17 protein-coding genes are annotated in these 17,523 nt (G+C 66.6%); 12 read left to right on the forward strand and 5 right to left on the reverse strand.

The genetic code is table 11. From position 1 onward, the window contains the following. The first annotated feature begins 311 nt into the window (after positions 1-311). Positions 312-1,286, forward strand: a complete 975-nt coding sequence (locus ACZK2R_RS19605) for an MBL fold metallo-hydrolase (RefSeq protein WP_180838416.1) — start codon at positions 312-314, stop codon at positions 1,284-1,286. A 65-nt stretch (positions 1,287-1,351) separates the two neighbouring features. Here ACZK2R_RS19605 and ACZK2R_RS19610 read toward each other — a convergent pair whose 3' ends face one another. Continuing rightward, positions 1,352-1,783, reverse strand: a complete 432-nt coding sequence (locus tag ACZK2R_RS19610) for a hypothetical protein (RefSeq protein ID WP_180838417.1) — start codon at positions 1,781-1,783, stop codon at positions 1,352-1,354. Positions 1,784-1,823: 40 nt separating this feature from the next. Beyond that, positions 1,824-2,426, reverse strand: a complete 603-nt coding sequence (gene yihA / locus ACZK2R_RS19615; protein WP_041864681.1) for a ribosome biogenesis GTP-binding protein YihA/YsxC — start codon at positions 2,424-2,426, stop codon at positions 1,824-1,826. 155 nt (positions 2,427-2,581) lie between these two features. On the opposite strand from yihA, the gene ACZK2R_RS19620 reads away from it, so the two are divergent. The 4 genes from ACZK2R_RS19620 to ACZK2R_RS19635 all read left to right on the forward strand — a co-directional run bounded on the left by ACZK2R_RS19620 (position 2,582) and on the right by ACZK2R_RS19635 (position 5,858). Further along, positions 2,582-3,382, forward strand: a complete 801-nt coding sequence (locus ACZK2R_RS19620; protein WP_180838418.1) for a c-type cytochrome — start codon at positions 2,582-2,584, stop codon at positions 3,380-3,382. Between the two features lie 106 nt (positions 3,383-3,488). Continuing rightward, positions 3,489-4,139, forward strand: coding sequence for a thiol:disulfide interchange protein DsbA/DsbL (locus tag ACZK2R_RS19625; protein ID WP_180838419.1), 651 nt, complete (start codon positions 3,489-3,491; stop codon positions 4,137-4,139). A gap of 106 nt (positions 4,140-4,245) precedes the next feature. Beyond that, positions 4,246-5,067 carry a thiol:disulfide interchange protein DsbA/DsbL gene (locus ACZK2R_RS19630; RefSeq protein ID WP_180838420.1) on the forward strand — a complete coding sequence of 274 codons (822 nt, stop codon included), beginning with the start codon at positions 4,246-4,248 and terminating at the stop codon, positions 5,065-5,067. A gap of 53 nt (positions 5,068-5,120) precedes the next feature. After that, positions 5,121-5,858: an endonuclease/exonuclease/phosphatase family protein gene (locus tag ACZK2R_RS19635; protein WP_005419292.1), complete on the forward strand. Its 738-nt coding sequence runs from the start codon at positions 5,121-5,123 to the stop codon at positions 5,856-5,858. 58 nt (positions 5,859-5,916) lie between these two features. On the opposite strand, the gene ACZK2R_RS19640 is transcribed toward ACZK2R_RS19635, so the two are convergent. Then, on the reverse strand, positions 5,917-6,792 hold the full coding sequence (locus ACZK2R_RS19640; protein ID WP_032128972.1) for an EamA family transporter: 876 nt from the start codon (positions 6,790-6,792) through the stop codon (positions 5,917-5,919). Positions 6,793-6,864: 72 nt separating this feature from the next. Here ACZK2R_RS19640 and ACZK2R_RS19645 point away from each other — a divergent pair, with 72 nt between their 5' ends. The 4 genes from ACZK2R_RS19645 to ACZK2R_RS19660 all read left to right on the forward strand — a co-directional run bounded on the left by ACZK2R_RS19645 (position 6,865) and on the right by ACZK2R_RS19660 (position 10,900). Then, positions 6,865-7,347, forward strand: coding sequence for an Lrp/AsnC family transcriptional regulator (locus ACZK2R_RS19645; protein ID WP_032128965.1), 483 nt, complete (start codon positions 6,865-6,867; stop codon positions 7,345-7,347). Between the two features lie 77 nt (positions 7,348-7,424). Then, positions 7,425-7,976 (forward strand): M23 family metallopeptidase, encoded by a 552-nt coding sequence (locus tag ACZK2R_RS19650; RefSeq protein WP_125895801.1) that lies wholly within the window; start codon positions 7,425-7,427, stop codon positions 7,974-7,976. A gap of 172 nt (positions 7,977-8,148) precedes the next feature. After that, complete coding sequence (fhuE, locus tag ACZK2R_RS19655) at positions 8,149-10,293, forward strand: ferric-rhodotorulic acid/ferric-coprogen receptor FhuE (protein ID WP_049421357.1); 2,145 nt, start codon at positions 8,149-8,151, stop codon at positions 10,291-10,293. Between the two features lie 172 nt (positions 10,294-10,465). Further along, positions 10,466-10,900 (forward strand): hypothetical protein, encoded by a 435-nt coding sequence (locus ACZK2R_RS19660; RefSeq protein WP_121504385.1) that lies wholly within the window; start codon positions 10,466-10,468, stop codon positions 10,898-10,900. A gap of 70 nt (positions 10,901-10,970) precedes the next feature. Here ACZK2R_RS19660 and ACZK2R_RS19665 read toward each other — a convergent pair whose 3' ends face one another. Beyond that, complete coding sequence (locus ACZK2R_RS19665; RefSeq protein WP_180838421.1) at positions 10,971-13,832, reverse strand: TonB-dependent receptor; 2,862 nt, start codon at positions 13,830-13,832, stop codon at positions 10,971-10,973. Between the two features lie 102 nt (positions 13,833-13,934). On the opposite strand from ACZK2R_RS19665, the gene ACZK2R_RS19670 reads away from it, so the two are divergent. After that, a complete protein-coding gene (locus ACZK2R_RS19670) occupies positions 13,935-14,537 on the forward strand; it encodes a hypothetical protein (protein WP_180838422.1) in 603 nt (200 codons plus the stop codon). 9 nt (positions 14,538-14,546) lie between these two features. On the opposite strand, the gene ACZK2R_RS19675 is transcribed toward ACZK2R_RS19670, so the two are convergent. Continuing rightward, complete coding sequence (locus ACZK2R_RS19675; RefSeq protein ID WP_032128960.1) at positions 14,547-14,954, reverse strand: ExbD/TolR family protein; 408 nt, start codon at positions 14,952-14,954, stop codon at positions 14,547-14,549. A gap of 151 nt (positions 14,955-15,105) precedes the next feature. On the opposite strand from ACZK2R_RS19675, the gene ACZK2R_RS19680 reads away from it, so the two are divergent. Further along, positions 15,106-17,091 (forward strand): transglycosylase SLT domain-containing protein, encoded by a 1,986-nt coding sequence (locus ACZK2R_RS19680; protein ID WP_180838435.1) that lies wholly within the window; start codon positions 15,106-15,108, stop codon positions 17,089-17,091. Positions 17,092-17,197: 106 nt separating this feature from the next. Then, positions 17,198-17,434 (forward strand): hypothetical protein, encoded by a 237-nt coding sequence (locus ACZK2R_RS19685; RefSeq protein WP_049429401.1) that lies wholly within the window; start codon positions 17,198-17,200, stop codon positions 17,432-17,434. The last annotated feature ends 89 nt before the right edge of the window (positions 17,435-17,523 follow it).

A 17,523-nucleotide genomic window follows, 5' to 3' on the forward strand; every position in this document is an offset into this window, starting at 1 on the left:
TCGAAGGCGGGGTGGGTCCGGTTGCGGGGGCGTGAGCCGCATGGATGCGGCGACCGAGCTTACATGGACGTACTTGCAGCGGCCCCCGCAACCGGACCCACCCCGCCATCCCACGGATAGCCCGCTGTTGCTGTTGCCTCGGCTGTTGCTGTTGCTTCGGCTGTTGCTGTTGCCTCTGCGGGTGCAGGGCGCAGCCCTGCAGACAACACCCCTTCCCTGAGCATTCCGCGTAGTGGTTTGAGCGCCGCACACACGTCGACCACGGCACGCTATACGGCAACGGAACCGCCCGTCGTCCACCGAGAACCAGCATGACCCTGCGTCCCCTGCCGCTGCACCGCGCCCTGCTGTTGGCCTTGTCATCCCTGCCACTGGCCGCGCTGGCCGAAACCACGTCGCCTGCCCCCACCCAGCAGGTCCCAGGCGTCTACCACCAGCGCGTCGGTGCGCTGCAGGTCACCGCCCTGTTCGATGGCGTGGTCGCGCTGGGCCGGCAGGAAGTCGTGGGCGTGCCGCCGACGCTGGTCAGCCGCCTGCTGGAAGGCCGTTACGTGCCCGAAGACAAGAAGGGCCTGCAGACCGCGATCAATGCTTTCCTGGTGCGCCAGGGCAACCACCTGACCCTGGTCGATACCGGTACGGCGCAGTGCTTCGGCCCCGGCCTGGGCCAGGTGCTGGGCAACCTGCGCGCCTCCGGCGTGGACCCGGCCGAGGTGGATGAAGTGCTGCTGACCCACGCCCATCCGGACCATCTGTGCGGCGTGCTCGACGCGCAGGGCAAGCCGGCCTACCCGAATGCCACGGTGTGGCTGTCCAAGGCCGATGCCGACTACTGGCTCAACCCGGCCAGCGAGGCCACCGCGCCGAAGGGCGTGCGCTTTGCCTTCCCGCTGGCGCGCAACGCGGTAGCGCCCTATCAGGCCAGCGGCCACCTGCGCACCTTCAGTCCCGGCGATGCCCTGCCCGGTGGCGCGGTGGCGATGGACACCCATGGCCATACGCCCGGCCATGTCTCCTACCGGTTCGACAGCCAGGGCCAGTCACTGCTGGTGTGGGGCGATGTGCTGCACTTCCACGCGGTGCAGTTCGCGCACCCGGAGGCGGCCTTCGAGGCCGATTCGGACCGCAAAGCGGCCATCGCCAGCCGTCGCGGCCTGCTGCAGCAGGCCACCGCCAACGGTTGGTGGGTGGCCGGTGCGCACCTGCCGTTCCCCGGTCTGGGCCATGTGCGTGGCGAGGGCAAGGCCTATGCGTGGGTGCCGGCGGAGTATTCGCCGTTGAAATGAGGTATCGCCGACCAGCGGCCGGTACTACCCGGAAGCAGACCGGTCGCGCCGGGCCATGCCCGGCCCTACCGGCCGGGTGCCGAGCGCTGCGCGTCCCGTAGTTCGTCCAGGTACGGCAACAGTTCCTGCAGCGCCAAGTACAAACCCGCTTGCCGCGCGTCCATCCGGATCGCCTGCCACTGCGCGTGTTCGAAGATCCCGTCATCAGAACAGCTGAGCGAGGTCGCATCAAGCTCAGCGCAGGATTCGCGAAGCCTCAGCAGCGCCTGCTGGCCCAATGGCGGCACCTGATCGGCCAGACCGTCCATGACGGCCACCAGAGGCATCAGGACCGACGACTGGACCTCACAGGCAAGACACTGCGGCAGCTTTGCCGCTTGGCCCAATGCGTCCTGCTGGAGGAAATCGAGGGCAGAGAGCAAGGTGCAGGCCGCTTCGACGCGGGCACCGTCACCCGCCCCGTGCCATTGCCAGAACGTTGCTGCAAATCCTTCCATCCGTACACCCCGATGAAAAGGCAGGCGACCGCTGGCCGCCTTATTCCAGCCCCAGCCAGCCGCCGATGATGCCGCGGGCTTCGTCCACACCGGTGCGGGCGGCGCCGGAGAACACCTGCACGCTGACCGTATCACCGAAGGAGGAGTGCAGTTCCTTGCGCACCTTCTGCAGGGTCTGCATCTGCTGGCTGCGGCTCAGCTTGTCGGCCTTGGTCAGCAACGCATGCGCCGGCAGGCCACGCTGCACGGCATAGGCCAGCATCTGCCGGTCGTAGTCCTTCAGCGGGTGGCGGATATCCATCACCACCACCAGGCCCCTCAGCGCATTGCGGGTGCGGAAGTAGCGGTCGATGAAGGCCTGCCAGTGCGCCTGCAGGTCCAGCGGCACCTTGGCGTAGCCGTAACCGGGCAGATCGACCAGATGGGCTTCCGGGGTCACCTGGAAGAACACCAGCTGCTGGGTGCGGCCGGGGGTCTTGGAGACCCGGGCCAGGCTGTTCTGGCGGGTCAATGCGTTGAGAGCACTGGACTTGCCGGCGTTGGAGCGGCCCGCAAAGGCCACTTCGGCCCCCTCATCGGGCGGCAGCTGCCCCATGTTGTGGGCAGAGAGGTGGTATTGGGCGCGTTCGATGAGCAATGACATGTGCATAGGATCGCATGTTGTGGCACCGCGCGCCCGGCCCCGGGCCCTCCGCCGGGAAAATGCTGCACTGCTGCGTTGACCGTGCGCGGAAACGGCGTTGATAATCCGGACGATGCCGTGGCTGCCGCCCGGCCCGGTCCATACGGAGCTTTAGCATGCGCCACGCTCGCGTTCTTGCCGTATCCGCCCTTGCCACTGCCATAGTTGTTGCCGCTGCTGCGTTCGCGCAGACCACGTTGACCCCGCTGCCCGACAACGGGCCGATCAACACCGCCTCGCTGGAGGTCGATTTCAGCAAGACCCACTGGGGCGATGCCAAGGCCGGCCAGACCAAGGCCTCGGCCTGCGCGGCCTGCCATGGCGCCGACGGCAATTCCACGGTGGAGATGTACCCGTCCATCGCCGGCCAGAGCGAACGCTACGTCGCCCAGCAGATGGCCCTGATCGCCAACGGGCAGCGCAGCTCCGGCGCGGCGGTGGCGATGGTGCCGTTCGTGCAGAACCTCACCCCGCAGGACATGCGCGACATCGGCGCGTTCTTCGCCACGCAGAAGGCCACTGCCGGCATCGCCGATGACACGGCGGTCACCGACGGCCCCTACAAGGGCATGAAGTTCTACGAGATCGGCCAGCAGCTGTACCGTGGCGGTGACGCCAAACGCGGCCTGCCGGCCTGCATGGCCTGCCACGGCCCCAGCGGCGCCGGTAATCCGGGGCCGGCCTATCCGCACATCGGTGGCCAGCACGCCAGCTATGTCGCGCGCCGCCTGCAGGAATACCAGGCTGGCCAGACCAACGAGACCGACAAGGCGCACTTCCAGATCATGGCTGCGGTTGCGCAGAAGCTGAGCGAGCAGGAGGTGCAGGCGCTGTCGAGCTACCTGCAGGGCCTGCACAACAAGGCCGACGACGTGGCCGTTGCCACCGCGCCGGCACAACCGGCTGCCGCCCCCTGACCACCACTGGTCGGCCCGGGTCGCCACGCCGGCCCGCGGCTGCGGTATGTTTCCTTCACGCCGGCGACCGCGCCGGCGTTGCTTTTTTCAACGGAGATGCGTGTCGATGAGGTTGATTTCCCGCCTGCTGTTGTCTTTGCTGGTGCTGCTGCCGCTGGTAGCCTGCGCCGCCACCCCCGCCAATGCCCCGCTGGTCGAAGGCAAGGACTACGAGCGCATCGCCCAGCCGGGCCCGTTCCAGCCGCTGGCCGGCAAGATCGAGGTGGTCGAGGTCTTCGGCTACACCTGCCCGCACTGCGCCCGTTTCGAACCGCAGCTGGAAGCCTGGGCAGCCAAGCTGCCGGCCGATGTGCGCTTCACTCCGGTACCGGCAGCCTTCGGCGGCGCCTGGGATGCCTGGGCACTGGCCTACTACGCCGCCGACGAAGTCGGCGTGGCCAAGCGCAGCCATGCCGCCGTGTTCAAGGCCCTGCACCAGGACGGCTCGCTGCCGATGCAGAACGTCTCGGCCGATGAGCTCGCCAACTTCTACAAGGCCTATGGCGTGACCCCGGACCGTTACCTGCAGGCCCTGCGCGGCGATGCCGTACAGAAGAAGGTCGATGCCGCCCGCGCGTTCGCCCAGCGCACCAAGATCCCCGGGACCCCGGCGCTGATCATCAACGGCCAGTACCTGGTCCGTGGCGACAGCTTCGACGACCAGCTGCGCATCGCCTCGGCGCTGATCGCCCAGGCCCGCGCAGCCCGCGGCCGCTGAACCAACACCCACCACCGACACGGCGCTGTCGCCGCCGCGTGTCATCATTTCCCCCTGGCCGGCGCATGACGCCGGCCCCACCTTTCCAGATGCTGGAGACGTTTCCATGAAGATCCGTTACGCCCTCGCCCTCGCAGCGCTGCTGCCGATCCTGGCGGCCTGCAAGGCCGACGACGGCAGCACCAACACCACCGCGGCCCCGGCCGAACCGGCTGCAGCTCCGGCGACCACCGAACCGGCCGCTGGCAGCGAAGGCGCCGCCCCGGCCGCTGCCGAAGGCGAGAAGGCCGCGGCTGAAGCCGCCCCGGCCGCTGCACCGGCCCCGACCACCACCGCACTGACCGGCCCGGCCCCGGTGGAAGGCGCCGACTACCAGGTGATCCCGAACGGCCAGCCGTTCCAGCCGGCCGCCGGCAAGATCGAAGTGACCGAGATCTTCGGCTATGTCTGCCCGGCCTGCGCCGCGTTCCAGCCGCTGGTCGGCCCGTGGAAGGCCGGCCTGCCGAGCGACGTGAACTTCGTCTACGTGCCGGCCATGTTCGGCGGTACCTGGGACAACTACGCCCGTGCCTTCTACGCCGCGCAGACCCTGGGCGTGCAGGAGAAGACCCACGAAGCCCTGTACGCTGCCATCCATTCGCAGAAGACCCTGAAGGGCGAGCGCGGCACCGATTCGGTTGACGACATCGCCAAGTTCTACGGTGCCTACGGCGTGGATCCGAAGCAGTTCGCCGCCACCATGGGCAGCTTCGCGGTGAATGCCAAGACCAACTCGGCCAAGCAGTTCGCCCAGCGCAGCCAGATCAGCGGCACCCCGTCGATCATCGTCAATGGCAAGTACCTGGTGAAGGGCAAGAGCTTCCCGGACATGCTGCGCATTGCCGACCACCTGATCGCCCGCGAACGCGGTGCGGCCCAGGCTCACTGATCCAAGAGAAGCGTTTCCCGGCCGTGAATTCCCCCCGTACACGGACCCTGCGCTTGCTGACGGCCAACATCCAGGCCGGCTCAAGTACCCGCCGCTACAGCGACTATGTGACCCGCAGCTGGTCACATGCGCTGCCGGCGGGCCGCAAGCGCAGCAGCCTGGACGCGATCGCCACCCTGGCGCGCGAACATGACATCGTCGGCCTGCAGGAGGCCGACCCGGGCAGCCTGCGCTCGGGCTTCACCAACCAGACCCACTACCTGGCCCAGCGTGCCGGCTTCAACTACTGGAGCCACCAGCCGAACCGGCGCATGGGCGGGGTCGCCTCCAGCGCCAACGGCCTGCTGAGCAAGCTGGAACCGGTGGAAGTGCAGGATCACGCCCTGCCCGGCCGCATCGGCGGGCGCGGCGTGCTGCTGGCCAAGTTCGGCGACGGCGCCGATGGCCTGGCGGTAGCGGTAGCCCATCTGTCGCTGGGCGCGGGTTCGCGGATGTCGCAGCTGGGCTTCATCGCCGAGCTGCTGTCCGACCATCCCAATGCGGTGCTGATGGGCGACTTCAACTGCCTGGCCGAACGCCCGGAAATGCAGGTGCTGTACCAGAAGACCCGCCTGCAACCACCGGGCTGCATCGTGCCGACCTTCCCCAGCTGGCGCCCCGATCGCGCCATCGACCACATCCTGGTCAGCAGCGGCCTGCAGACCCGCACCGTGGAAGCCGTACCGGCCGCGTTCTCCGATCACCTCGCCCTGGCGATGCAGATCGACGTCCCGGCGGACGCCCTGCGCTGACCGCTCCTGGTGGGTGCCAACCTTGGTTGGCACGCTCTCCGCCGGGCATGGCCCGGCGCTACCCCGCCTGCACCACCGGCACCTTCAGCCGCCGCGCGGTCATCGTGCTGCCCACCGAGGCCAGCACCGTGCAGCCGATCGCCAGCCACTGCAATCCATGCAGGTGCTCGTGCAGCAGCAGCATCGCCCACAGCGCGGCTACTGCCGGCTCCATGCTGATCAGGATGCCGAAGGTCTCCTTGGGCAGGCGCTTGAGCGCCATCATCTCCAGCGACATCGGGATCGCGCTGGACACCAACGCCACCAGCAGGCCAGCGGCCAGGATCTTCGGATCGAGCAGTGCGGCGCCGGCATGCACCACGCCCACCGGCACCACCACCAGCGACGCCGCCAGCAGCCCCAGCGACACCGAATGCCCGGCGTGCAGATGGCCGGCACGCTTGCCGAACACGATGTACAGGCCCCAGCACGCCGCCGCACCCATGGCATACAGCACGCCGGCCGGATCCAGCGCCGGGCCGCCACCGATCGGCAACAGCAACAGCAGCCCCACCGCCGCGCAGCCCACCCACAGGAAGTCGATCGGTCGTCGTGATGACAGCATCGCCACCGTCAGCGGCCCGGTGAACTCGATGGCCACCGCGATGCCGAAGGGAATCGTGCGCAGGGCCATGTAGAACAGCAGGTTCATCAGGCCCAGGGTGAGCCCGTAGCGCAGGATGGTGATCGCATCCACGCGGCTGGTCTTCCAGCGCCATGGCCGCCAGAACAGCAGCAGCAACAGCGCCGAAAAGCCCACGCGCAGCGCGCTGGTGCCCTGGGCACCGATCAGCGGGAACAGGTGTTTTGCGTAGGAGGTGCCGATGGCCAGCGAGGTGACCGAGCCGAGCACCGCCAGCGCCGGCAACATCGGCGCGAGTCGTGAGGTCTGCATGCGCAAAGTCTATTGCGCCGGCGCCGAGCACTTGGCTCAATTGACGGCCCGTTCGTGCAACTTCTGCTCGCCATGGCCATCGCCCCCGTGCTCGACAGTTTCGACCGCGCCATCCTCGACCTGCTGCAGCGGGACAACACCCTGCCGCAGCGCGAAATCGCCGAGGCCGTGCACCTGTCCACCCCGGCCGTGCAGCGCCGCATCAAGCGCCTGCAGGACAGCGGCGTGATCGCGGCCAATGTAGCGGTGGTCGCCGCCGCCAAGGTCGGGCGGCCGCTGACCATCATCGTCGAGGTGCGCGTGGTCAGCGAGCAGCGCGAGCGGGTGGCGCCGTTCAAGCGCCGCGTGCAGGACGACCCGGCCGTGCAGCAGTGCTACTCGATCACCGGTGACGGCGATTTCCTGCTGCTGCTTTCGGCGGCGTCGATGGAAGAGTACGAGGCGATCACCGAGCGCTTGTTCGGCGGCGATGACAACATCGAGCGCTTCCGTACCTCGGTGGCACTGGGCACCTTGAAGCGGAGTTTCGAGGTCCCGCTGGCACCGGTTCTGTAGCGTCGAGCCATGCTCGACTGCGTTTTTACCGCAGAGCAACAGCCGTCGAGCATGGCTCGACGCTACAGTCGGAGACCATGAGCACTCCTTCCTCTCCTGCCGGTCGCCTGCGCCGCTGGCTGCTGCGCGGCCTGTGGCTGGCCATTGCCGTCGTTGCCGCGATGGCGCTGTGGAACAGCCCATGGGCGGCCACGCCGAGGATGCTGTGGAGACTCTCGCGCATGCCGCCGGCCACCGAACTCCCGGTGCCGGTGGAGGGTGTGCGCCCCCGCCAGATCGCCGATACCTTCGGCGCGCCGCGCGGCCGCGACCGCTCCCACGCCGGCATCGATATCTTCGCCCAGCGCGGCACGCCGGTGCGCAGCGTCACTGCCGGCGTCATCGCGGATGTCAGCGAACGCGGCCTCGGTGGCCGCCAGGTCTGGGTGATCGGGCCCGGGCGGGAACGCTACTACTACGCGCATCTGGAAGGCTGGGCCGAGGGCCTGGCGCGCGGCCAGGTGGTGCAGGCCGGTGACCTGCTCGGCCACGTGGGCGACAGCGGCAATGCCAAGGGCACGCCGCCGCATCTGCACTGGGGCATCTACGCCACGAACGGCCCCCGCGACCCGTTGCCGCTGCTGCGCTGACCACCATTGCGCCCCCGCGGATCGATCCGTTCATGATTTGTAAATAGGAATTGTTCGTATTACCATTTCTTTCGTTTCCGGTGGTGCCAGGACGGCCTGCCCGCCCTTCCCCTACCCGTAGCGCCTCGCCTCCTGGATGCCGGCCGAACGCGCGTGCTCGTCCAGGACCCCCATGACCCGTCCCGCCTTCCGTACCCTGCAGCCGCAGCGGCTGTCCGTTGCCGTGCTTGCCGTTCTCTGCGCCGTGGCCCCGGCCGCCTTCGCCGACACCGCCGCCGATCCGACCACGCTGGACAAGGTGGTGGTCAAGGGCGAACGTGCCGAAGGCTATTCGGTGCGCCGCACCTCGGCCGGTACCCGCTTCGATCTGGCACCGCGCGAGATCCCGCAGTCGGTCAGCATCATCAGCCACCAGCGCATCGAAGATCAGAAGCTGGACGACATCATCGACGTGCTGGCCAACACCACCGGCGTGACCAGCACCCAGTCCGACAGCGAGCGCACCGAGTTCTACGCGCGTGGCTTCTACATCGATGCCTACCAGTTCGATGGCCTGCCGACGCAGATGGTGCAGAACTGGAGCTACGGCGATTCCGGCCTCGATCTTGCGCTGTACGACCGCGTGGAAGTGGTACGCGGCGCTACCGGCCTGCTCAGCGGTGCCGGCAATCCGTCCGCCTCGGTGAACCTCATCCGCAAACACGCCGACAGCGCAGAACTGACCGGCAGCATCTCGGTGAACGTCGGCAGTTGGGGCCGCACACGCACCACCGTGGACGTGGGCACCGCGCTGAACGCCAGTGGCACGGTGCGCGGCCGGGTGATCGGCAGCTACCTGGACACCGATGGTCAGATGGACCGCTACAACCAGCGCAAGACGCTGGGTTATGCCGTCATCGACGCCGACCTGACCCCGGACACGCAGCTCAGCGTAGGCTACGACTACCAGCAGAAGCGCGCCAACGGCGCGACCTGGGGCGGCTTCCCGATGTGGTACGCCGATGGCAGCCCGACCAACTATCCGACCTCGTTCAATCCGTCGCCGGACTGGACCTACTGGGACACCACCAGCAAGCGTGCGTTCGCCACCCTGCAGCATGCCTTCAGCAACGGCTGGAAGTTCAAGATCGGCGCCACCCACGACCGCACCAAGGCCGACGACAAGCTGTTCTATCCGGCCTACACCGCGTTCAACAAGACCACGGGCGCCGGCATCACGCCGATGGCCGGCTTCTACAACACCGAGCGCAAGGTTGATGGCATCGATGGCTACATCGATGGGCCGTTCCAGCTGTTCGGCCGCGAGCACCAGTTCATGGCCGGCCTGAGCTACAACAAGCGTGAGTTCGCCAACTATGGTGATTTCCAGCCTGACTTCAACGATCCGAATGCACAGTACCTGCCGCTGGCCAGCTACTTCGGCTGGACCGGTGATTTCCCGCAGCCGAACTGGCGACCGCTGAAGCTTGCCAGCCAGGGCACCATCACCCAGAAGGCCGGCTATGCCGCCGCACGCCTGTCGCTGGCTGATCCACTGAAGCTGATCATCGGTGCGCGCTACACCGACTGGAAGAGCGAAGACGAAGGCAACGACCGCTCGCACAAAGTGACCACGCCGTATGCCGGCCTGGTCTACGACATCAACGATACCTACTCCGCCTACGCCAGCTATACCGAGATCTTCCAGCCGCAGACGCTGCGCAACAAGCAGGGCAGCTACCTCGATCCGGTCGATGGCAAGAGCTACGAAGTCGGCGTCAAGGGCGCGTGGTTCGACAACCGGCTGAATGCATCCGTGGCAGTGTTCCGCATCGAGCAGGACAACGTTGGCCAGGCAACCATGGACAAGGTCGACGGGCAAATGAACGAGACCGCCTACATCGCTGCACGTGGCACCGTCAGCCGTGGCTTCGAGTTCGAAGTGAATGGCGAACTGGCACCGGGCTGGAACGCGACCTTCGGTGCTTCACGTTACGTGGCCAAGGACATCAACGGCGCCGACATCAACACCAACCTGCCGCAGACCGCGCTGAAGCTGTTCACCAGCTACACCCCGCAATCGCTGCAGGAACTGACCGTCGGCGGCGGTGCCAACTGGCAGAACCGCATCTACTACGCTGCGCCGGTAGTGGGCCGTTTCGAACAGGAAGGCTACGCGCTGGTCAGTGCCTTCGTGCGCTACCGCATCTCGCCGGAGTTCAGCGTGCAGGCCAACCTCAACAACCTGCTGGACAAGAAGTACTACTCGCAGATCACCGGCTACGGTGCCTACGGCGACGGCCGCAATGGCTCGCTGACGTTCACCTGGGCGTTCTGATCCAACCGGCCTTGTAGCGTCGAGCCATGCTCGACTCGATCACACGGGGTCGTCGAGCACGGCTCGACACCACAACGGGGGCGCTCGGCGCCCCCTTTGCCGCGCTGCCCTTGCAGGTGTAGCGTCGCGCAGACGGATACCTCCGCGCCTTTCCCCTCCAGGACGACCGGCCATGCGCACCCGCACGAAACTCGGTCTCTCGCTCGTGGCCCTGTTCTCTTCGCTGCCGCTGATGGTCGCTACAGGCAATGGCTACTTCATCCTGCTTCTGCTGATCGGCCTGCCCGCAGCGATCCTGTTCTGGTTCGATCTGGGCCGTGAACTGCGCGCCATCCCCACTCCCACCCGCTCCGAGCGCGCGCTGGGATTGGCAATGGGCATTCCACAGGTGCTGTTCGGACTGTTGTGCGCGGGGATCGGCCTGATCCTGGTGGCCTGGATCCTGTACAACCTGCTGGTCCAAACACTGCCACAGTTCCGCATTCCCTCACTGCCCGCCTTCGCGGTCGGGCCGATGATGATCGTGGCCGGGCTGGGATGGGCACGCACCGCGTTCCGCCGTGCCAGCCTTGAACAGGATGACCCAGAACAGGACATTCCGGATTGACCACCTTCATGGAGTCGAGCATGGCTCGACGCTGCAACGGCGCCGGGCTGAGCCCGGCGCCGTCCCTTCATCAGAAACGCAGGTCCGCGCGCAGGTACCAGTAGCGGCCACGCGGGATGTCATAGGTCGAAGCGTCGTAACCGTTCAACGAGCACGACAGGCAGATCGGCGGATCCTTGTCGAACACGTTGTTCAGGCCAGCGGTCAGCTGCAGCCCCTTCATCCAGTCGATCTTGTAGCCCACCTGCATGTCATGGAAGGTGGTGGCCGACAGCGTATTGGTGCCTGCGGCCTGGTTGCTGCAGACCGGGAATACAGAGGCGTCACCGCAGTTCTCGGTCAATTCGGAGATATGCCGAACGGTCCAGTTGGCACTCCAGCGGTCCAGCGTCCAACCGATGCTGGCATTGCTGGTCCATTCCGGAATCGAGCTGTCGGCCACTTCCACGCCCGGCTTCTGCGGCTGCTTCTGGCCCGCCGCACCGGTGGCCTCGTAGCGGCCGACGAACGTGTTCTTCCAGCCCAGCTTGAACTGGCCGATCGAGCTCTGCGGCAACGTCCAGAACAGATCCACGTCCCAGCCATCGGTCTTGATCGAGCCGAGATTGGTCAGGCGGTTGTTGAAGCTGCTCACTGCACCGGTATTGGCGCGGGTGATGCCATCGCAGTAGATCGGATCCAGCGTTTCCACGCACAGGTCCAGCTGGGTCTGCGCGTTGATTGCCTGGATCGCGCCATCGATGGCATGGCGATAGAAGGTCACCTCCACGTCGAAGCGCTCGGACCACGAGGTGTTGTTGCCAAACCACGGGCTCCACACGAAACCGGCACTGAAACTGCGCGAGCGCTCCGGATCCAGCTCGCGGTTGCCGCCGGTGGTCACCGAGATCTGCGAGTTGGCCTGCTGGAAGCCGGCCGGCACGCCCAGCGCGGCACAGTTGGCGGCGCTGCCGCGCGGCGGCGTACCGCCCAGGCCCACCGAGCATGGATCGAACAACTGCAGGTCGGCACGCGCGGCCGAACCGTACAACTCACCGATCGACGGTGCACGGAAGCCCTCGGCATAGGTCGTGCGCAGCACGAAATCGTCGGTCACCTGCCAACGCAGGCCGTACTTGGGCGTGAATTCGCCACCGAAGGTGGAGTAGTCCGAATAGCGGCCGGCCAGGCTGAGGTCCAGCTTCTTGCCGAATGAAGAGTCGGCGAAGATCGGCACGCTCAACTCCAGGTAGGCCTCGTTGACGTCATACGAGCCGGATGTCGGCTGCGAAGGCACGCCGTTGTAGTGGCCCGCCACCGTCAGCGGATCGGGCTGGTACGAACCCTCGTACTTGCGATACTCGAAGCCGGTAGCGAACGACACCGGGCCGGCCGGCAGCGTGAACAGGTCGCTGGACAGGTTGGCGGTGAACAGGCTCAGTTCGTTCTGGCTGCGGTCACGCACCACCGGCTGGATCCACTTCAGCATGTCCGGAGTGATCGAACCGGCACCGCCGAAGATGTTCAGCGGCACGCAGCCCGGCGTCGCCACACAGACGGACGGATCGCCCAGCGCCATGTTGACGTTGTAGATGTTGTAGCTGCCGTAGTTGGTCTGTTCGGCCTTGTTCTTGCTGTACATGCCGTTGACGTCCCAGTACCAGCTGCGGTCAGCCGCCTGGAAGTTGCCGACGAAGCCGGTGGCGAAATACGTGGTGTCCACTTCCTGCTTGAACACGCGCGCGCCGCCCTCTACTGGACGGCGACCGATCAGGCTCAGGTTGTCACCCGAGACCAGGTCGAAGCCGAACGGGTTGTACGGGTTGAGCGCAGACACGGTGATGTTGTCGGCCAGCGGATTGCCGGTGGCGCCATCGGGACCGAAGAACAGCGGCTCCGGGCCGGCCTGGTTGGTCGACTCACGGCGGTTGCCCAGTGCCTTGACGTACCACTGCACGTTGTCGGTGATGTCGAAGCGGAACTGACCGAACAGGCCCTTACGCTCCGACGGTGTCAGCACCATGTTGTATTCGGCGAAGTTGAAGCGATCAGCACTGGTGAAGCAGTGATAGTCATCGGTGCGCGCGCAGCCGGCACTGCCGTCGTAGCGCGGGTTGCTCACGCCGGTATTGGGCACGATGTTCTGCACCGCACCGGTGTTCGGGTCGGTGAACATGAAACGGCCCTGCGGAATGCCACCGCTGCCGAAGGCCAGGCCGGTGCCGGGAATCGGGAAGCGCGACTGCTCGCGGTCCTTGGCGAACACCGGATCCTGCTTGGTCCAGCTGGCGCCGAGGAACAGGCTGAAGCGGTCGCCGCTCTTGCCCCAGGCCAGATCCACGCCCTTCTGCGTGCCATCGCCCTTGCTGTACTCGCCGTAGTTCAGGGTCACCTGGCCGCCATCGAAGTCGCGGCGGGTGATGATGTTGACCACACCGGCAATGGCATCGGAGCCATACAGCGACGACGCGCCATCTTCGAGCACTTCGATGCGCTCGACGATGGCCAGCGGAATGGTGTTGAGGTCGGTGGCCGAGCCCACACCGGAGGCGGACGACTCATTGACCCAGCGGATGCCGTCAACAAGCACCAGCACGCGCTTGGCGCCCAGATGGCGCAGGTCCACCTGCGCCGAGCCAGCACCTACACCACTGCCATCGGGCGGGAAGCCGAAGTTGCCGGACGAATTGAACTTGGCATTGAGCGCGGAACCGGAACCGGTGAGCTGCTGCAGCACTTCGCCGATCGAGGTCAGGCCGGTGCGTTCGATATCACCGCGGGTCAGCGTCTGGATCGGCACCTGGCCTTCGACTTCAGCGCGCTTGATGCGGGTACCGGTGACTTCCACCGCATCGAGGTTGGTGGTGGATTGTGCAGCGGCACCCAACGGTGCCAGGGTCATCACGCACAGCGCGACGGCAACCGCCAAAGGGCGGTGGTGCAGGTGATTCATTCGCTCTCTCTCCAAAGGAATGTCGGGACATGGGCTGCCGCACTCCCTCCCTGCATGGCGGCGCCGTCTCCTTTGTAAACAAGTGGTAAAAATCGCGGCGTGATGATCGACACTCTTTCACGCGGAATTGACGCAATTGCAGGCCGATTGCGTCAGATGGCTGCAGGTTATGACCGGACGATATTGTTCACGACAGGCAGCCTTGATGCCGGCTGCGACAGCGCGCGCCGGGGGCTGCCACATTCATGGAAAGGGTCTCTGCCGGACCGTTTCAGGAATAGTTTGAAATTCCCTCTTTCAGAAGGCGCCGCTAGTCGATCCAGCGCAGACTCGCACCTCCAGCCATTCGCGGGAGGGTCGATCATGAAAGCGGTGAGTGCGGTGCTGGGTGTCACGACGGTGATGACGCTGCTTTTTTCCCTGGCGGGCGAATCGAGAGCAGGCGGCGTGATCGAGTGCAACAACTGCCCTTCTCCCAACGATGCGGCCTTGGCCTCGGGAGAGGGATTGACGGTTGTGGTGGATTTCGAGAGAGCCGAGTTGACTGCTTTCGACGTTGAACGTGCCCCTGGGACCGGAAGGTGGCGAGCACATCCAACCCCGGTTCCAGCGCAGATTGAAATGGCCTTTCTGCGGATCCTGGATGCGACGCTGTCAGCAGGGGAAGCGCCGCTCATGCAGCAATCACCGCATGAGCGGCAGTGAGACATCGCACTACCGCACGAACGCAATGCGCTCCATGCCGGTCGCCTCGGCTGCGGCCAGAATCCTCGCCATGCCTTCGTATTCGGCCGCCGGATCGGTGGCGATGCGCAGCTCCGGCAGGTTGCCGGCATGTTCGCCCGCCTGTGCCTGCAGACGCGCCTGCAGCTCACTGATCGCCATCGGCTGGCCATTCCAGCTGAGCTGGTTGGCAGCGTCCAGGCGCAGCTCGATCGGCGGTGGCGGTTCGGGACGGTCGACCACGCGATCGGTGGCCTGTGGCAACTGCACGGCAATCGGCCGGGCCACGATCGGCGCGGTCACGATGAAGATGATCAACAGCACCAGCATCACATCCACCAGTGGCGTGACATTGATGTCCGCCAGCGGGCCGCTTCTTCCTGCGCTACTGAACGCCATGTGCCGCTCCCTGCAGCCGGGCCGTTCGCCCAAGCTCGACACTACGTCGCCCGCAGGCTCGCGAGGCAGTGCCTGCTGCACGAGCATTCAGCTGCCGTTGCCGACCCATCGCGTGCACGCAATGCGAAACTGAATTCAGCCATTGCCCGCTATGCTGCCCGCCATGACCCGACGCTCTTCGACCGCCCTGTCCCTGCTGCCCTTGGCCACCACGCTGTTGATCGGCTGCGCCAATGCCCAGTCCCTCGACGCCCAGAACGCGCAGCTGAAGGCCGCGATCGCTGCCGCCGAACGCGGCCAGTTCGATCCCGGCCAGGCCGCCGCACTCAGCCGCCATCCGGCATACGGCTGGCTGGAGTACGCCAACCTGCGCCGCAACATCGACACCGTCGATACCGCGCAGGCGCAGGCCTTCCTCAAGCGCTATGACGGCCAGGCCGTGGCCACCACGTTCCGCAGCGTATGGCTGCCCTCGGTCGCACGCCGCCAGGACTGGCCGACCCTGCTCGCCAACTGGGCGCCCACCGACAACGCCGGCCTGCGCTGTGCGCAGCTGACCGCGCGCCAGGTGACCGGCAAGGTTGATCCGCAGTGGATCAGTGAAGCGCAGGATCTGTGGCGCAAGAACGGCAAGTCGCTGCCGGACGGCTGTGATGCCGTTTTTGCCGTGCTGCAGGCACAGGGAGGTCTGAGCGACGCCCTGCGCTGGGAACGCATCGACGCTGCCGCCGACGCCCAGCAACCCGCTGTGATGCGCAGCGCCGCACGGGGCCTGCCTGCCACCGACCTGGCGCTGGCCAACAATTACGCGGCCTTTGTCGACAAGCCCAACGCCAGCGCATTGAACTGGCCGCGCAACGAGCGCAGCCGGCGCATCGCCACCGATGGCCTGGCCAAGCTGGCCAAGGCCGATCCCGGCGCCACCGAACAGCAGCTGCCTCAGTACGCGCAGGCACTGGGCCTGAGTGCCGAGCAGCAGGGCCAGGTGCTGTACCAGATCGCACTGTGGACGGTGGCGTCCTACCTGCCCGATTCGGCGCGGCGCCTCAACGCGGTGCCGGAATCGGCGTACGACGAACGCCTGCACGAGTGGCGCGTGCGCGAAGCGATGTCGCGCGGTGACTGGCCGGCGGCGCTGACCGCGATCCGCAAGATGGGCAGCAAGCAGCGCAGCGACCCGCGCTGGCGCTACTTCGAAGGCCGCATGCTGGAGAAGACCGGCCAGGCCCAACAGGCGCAGCCGCTGTTCCGCGAGGCCGCGCGCGCACCGACCTTCCATGGTTTCCTCGCCGCCGACAAACTGCAGCAGGGCTACACGCTGTGCCCGTGGAAGCCGAACGACAGCGCGCAGGCACAGGCGGTGATCGCACGCGACCCAGCCATCCAGCGCGCGATGGCGCTGTACCAGATCGATCGCGCCGGCTGGGCCGTGGCCGAATGGAACAGTGCGCTGTCGCGCTTCGATGACACCCAGCGCCGCCTCGCCGTTCGCGTGGCGCAGGACAATGGCTGGTTCGACCGCGCCGTGTTCGCACTCGGCAAGCAGCCGCAGGAACAGCGCCTGTACGACCTGCGTTTCCCGCTGCACCACGACGCCACCATCCGCCGCGAATCGGCGCGCAATGCGATCGATCCGGCCTGGGTGGCGGCAGAGATCCGCGCCGAGAGCACCTTCACCCCGCGCGCGCGCTCGCCTGCCAACGCCATGGGCCTGATGCAGGTGCTGCCGGCCACCGGTGCCGGCGTGGCCAAGTCGATCGGCCTGACCGGCTACGGCGGCGCCGACAGCCTGTACGACCCGGACACCAACATCGCCATCGGTACCGCCTATCTGCGCCAGCTGATGAACAAGTACGACGGTCTGCCGTACGTGACCATCGCCGCCTACAACGCCGGCCCGACCCCGACCGCGCGTTGGCAGGGCCAGCGCCCGGGTTATGACCCGGACCTGTGGATCGAGACCATCAGCTACAAGGAAACCCGCGAGTACGTCGCACGCGTGCTGGCCTTCAGCGTGATCTACGACTGGCGCCTCAATGGCGATGCATTGCCGCTGAGCGACCGCCTGATGGGCCGCCTGGTGGACAAGCGCAAGAGCTTCAGCTGCGCCGCCAACGCGGACCAAGGCGGCGATTGATCGCACTGCGGTCGTGCCGGCCGCTGGCCGGCTTCGGCCATTATCCAAGGGTTGCCGGCCAGCGGCCGGCACTACCCGGCATCCGTTTCCCGGGGAGGGGAAAGCGATGAGCCTGCTGGCCTGGATCGGGATATTCGCCGCCTGGAGCCTGTTCGCCACCTGGGTGCTGCGCTGGGGTGGCGCGGCCTGGATGGAAGGCTGGAAGTCGCTGGCCTTCGTCGACAGCTGGGGCAGCCTGTGGGACGAAGCGCAGATCAAGCTCTACTTCCTCTGCCTGTGGATCGTCTACGGCCTGTGGTTCCTGGCCGGCCTGTTCGTGCCGGAGTGGCGCGGCCTGCCGTGATGCATCTGCGTCGGTAGTGCCGGCCGCTGGCCGGCAACCGCTATTTGCCCAGGGGTTGCCGGCCAGCGGCCGGCACTACCGGTGCATCT

Source organism: Stenotrophomonas sp. 96582_Sma (assembly GCF_056480905.1).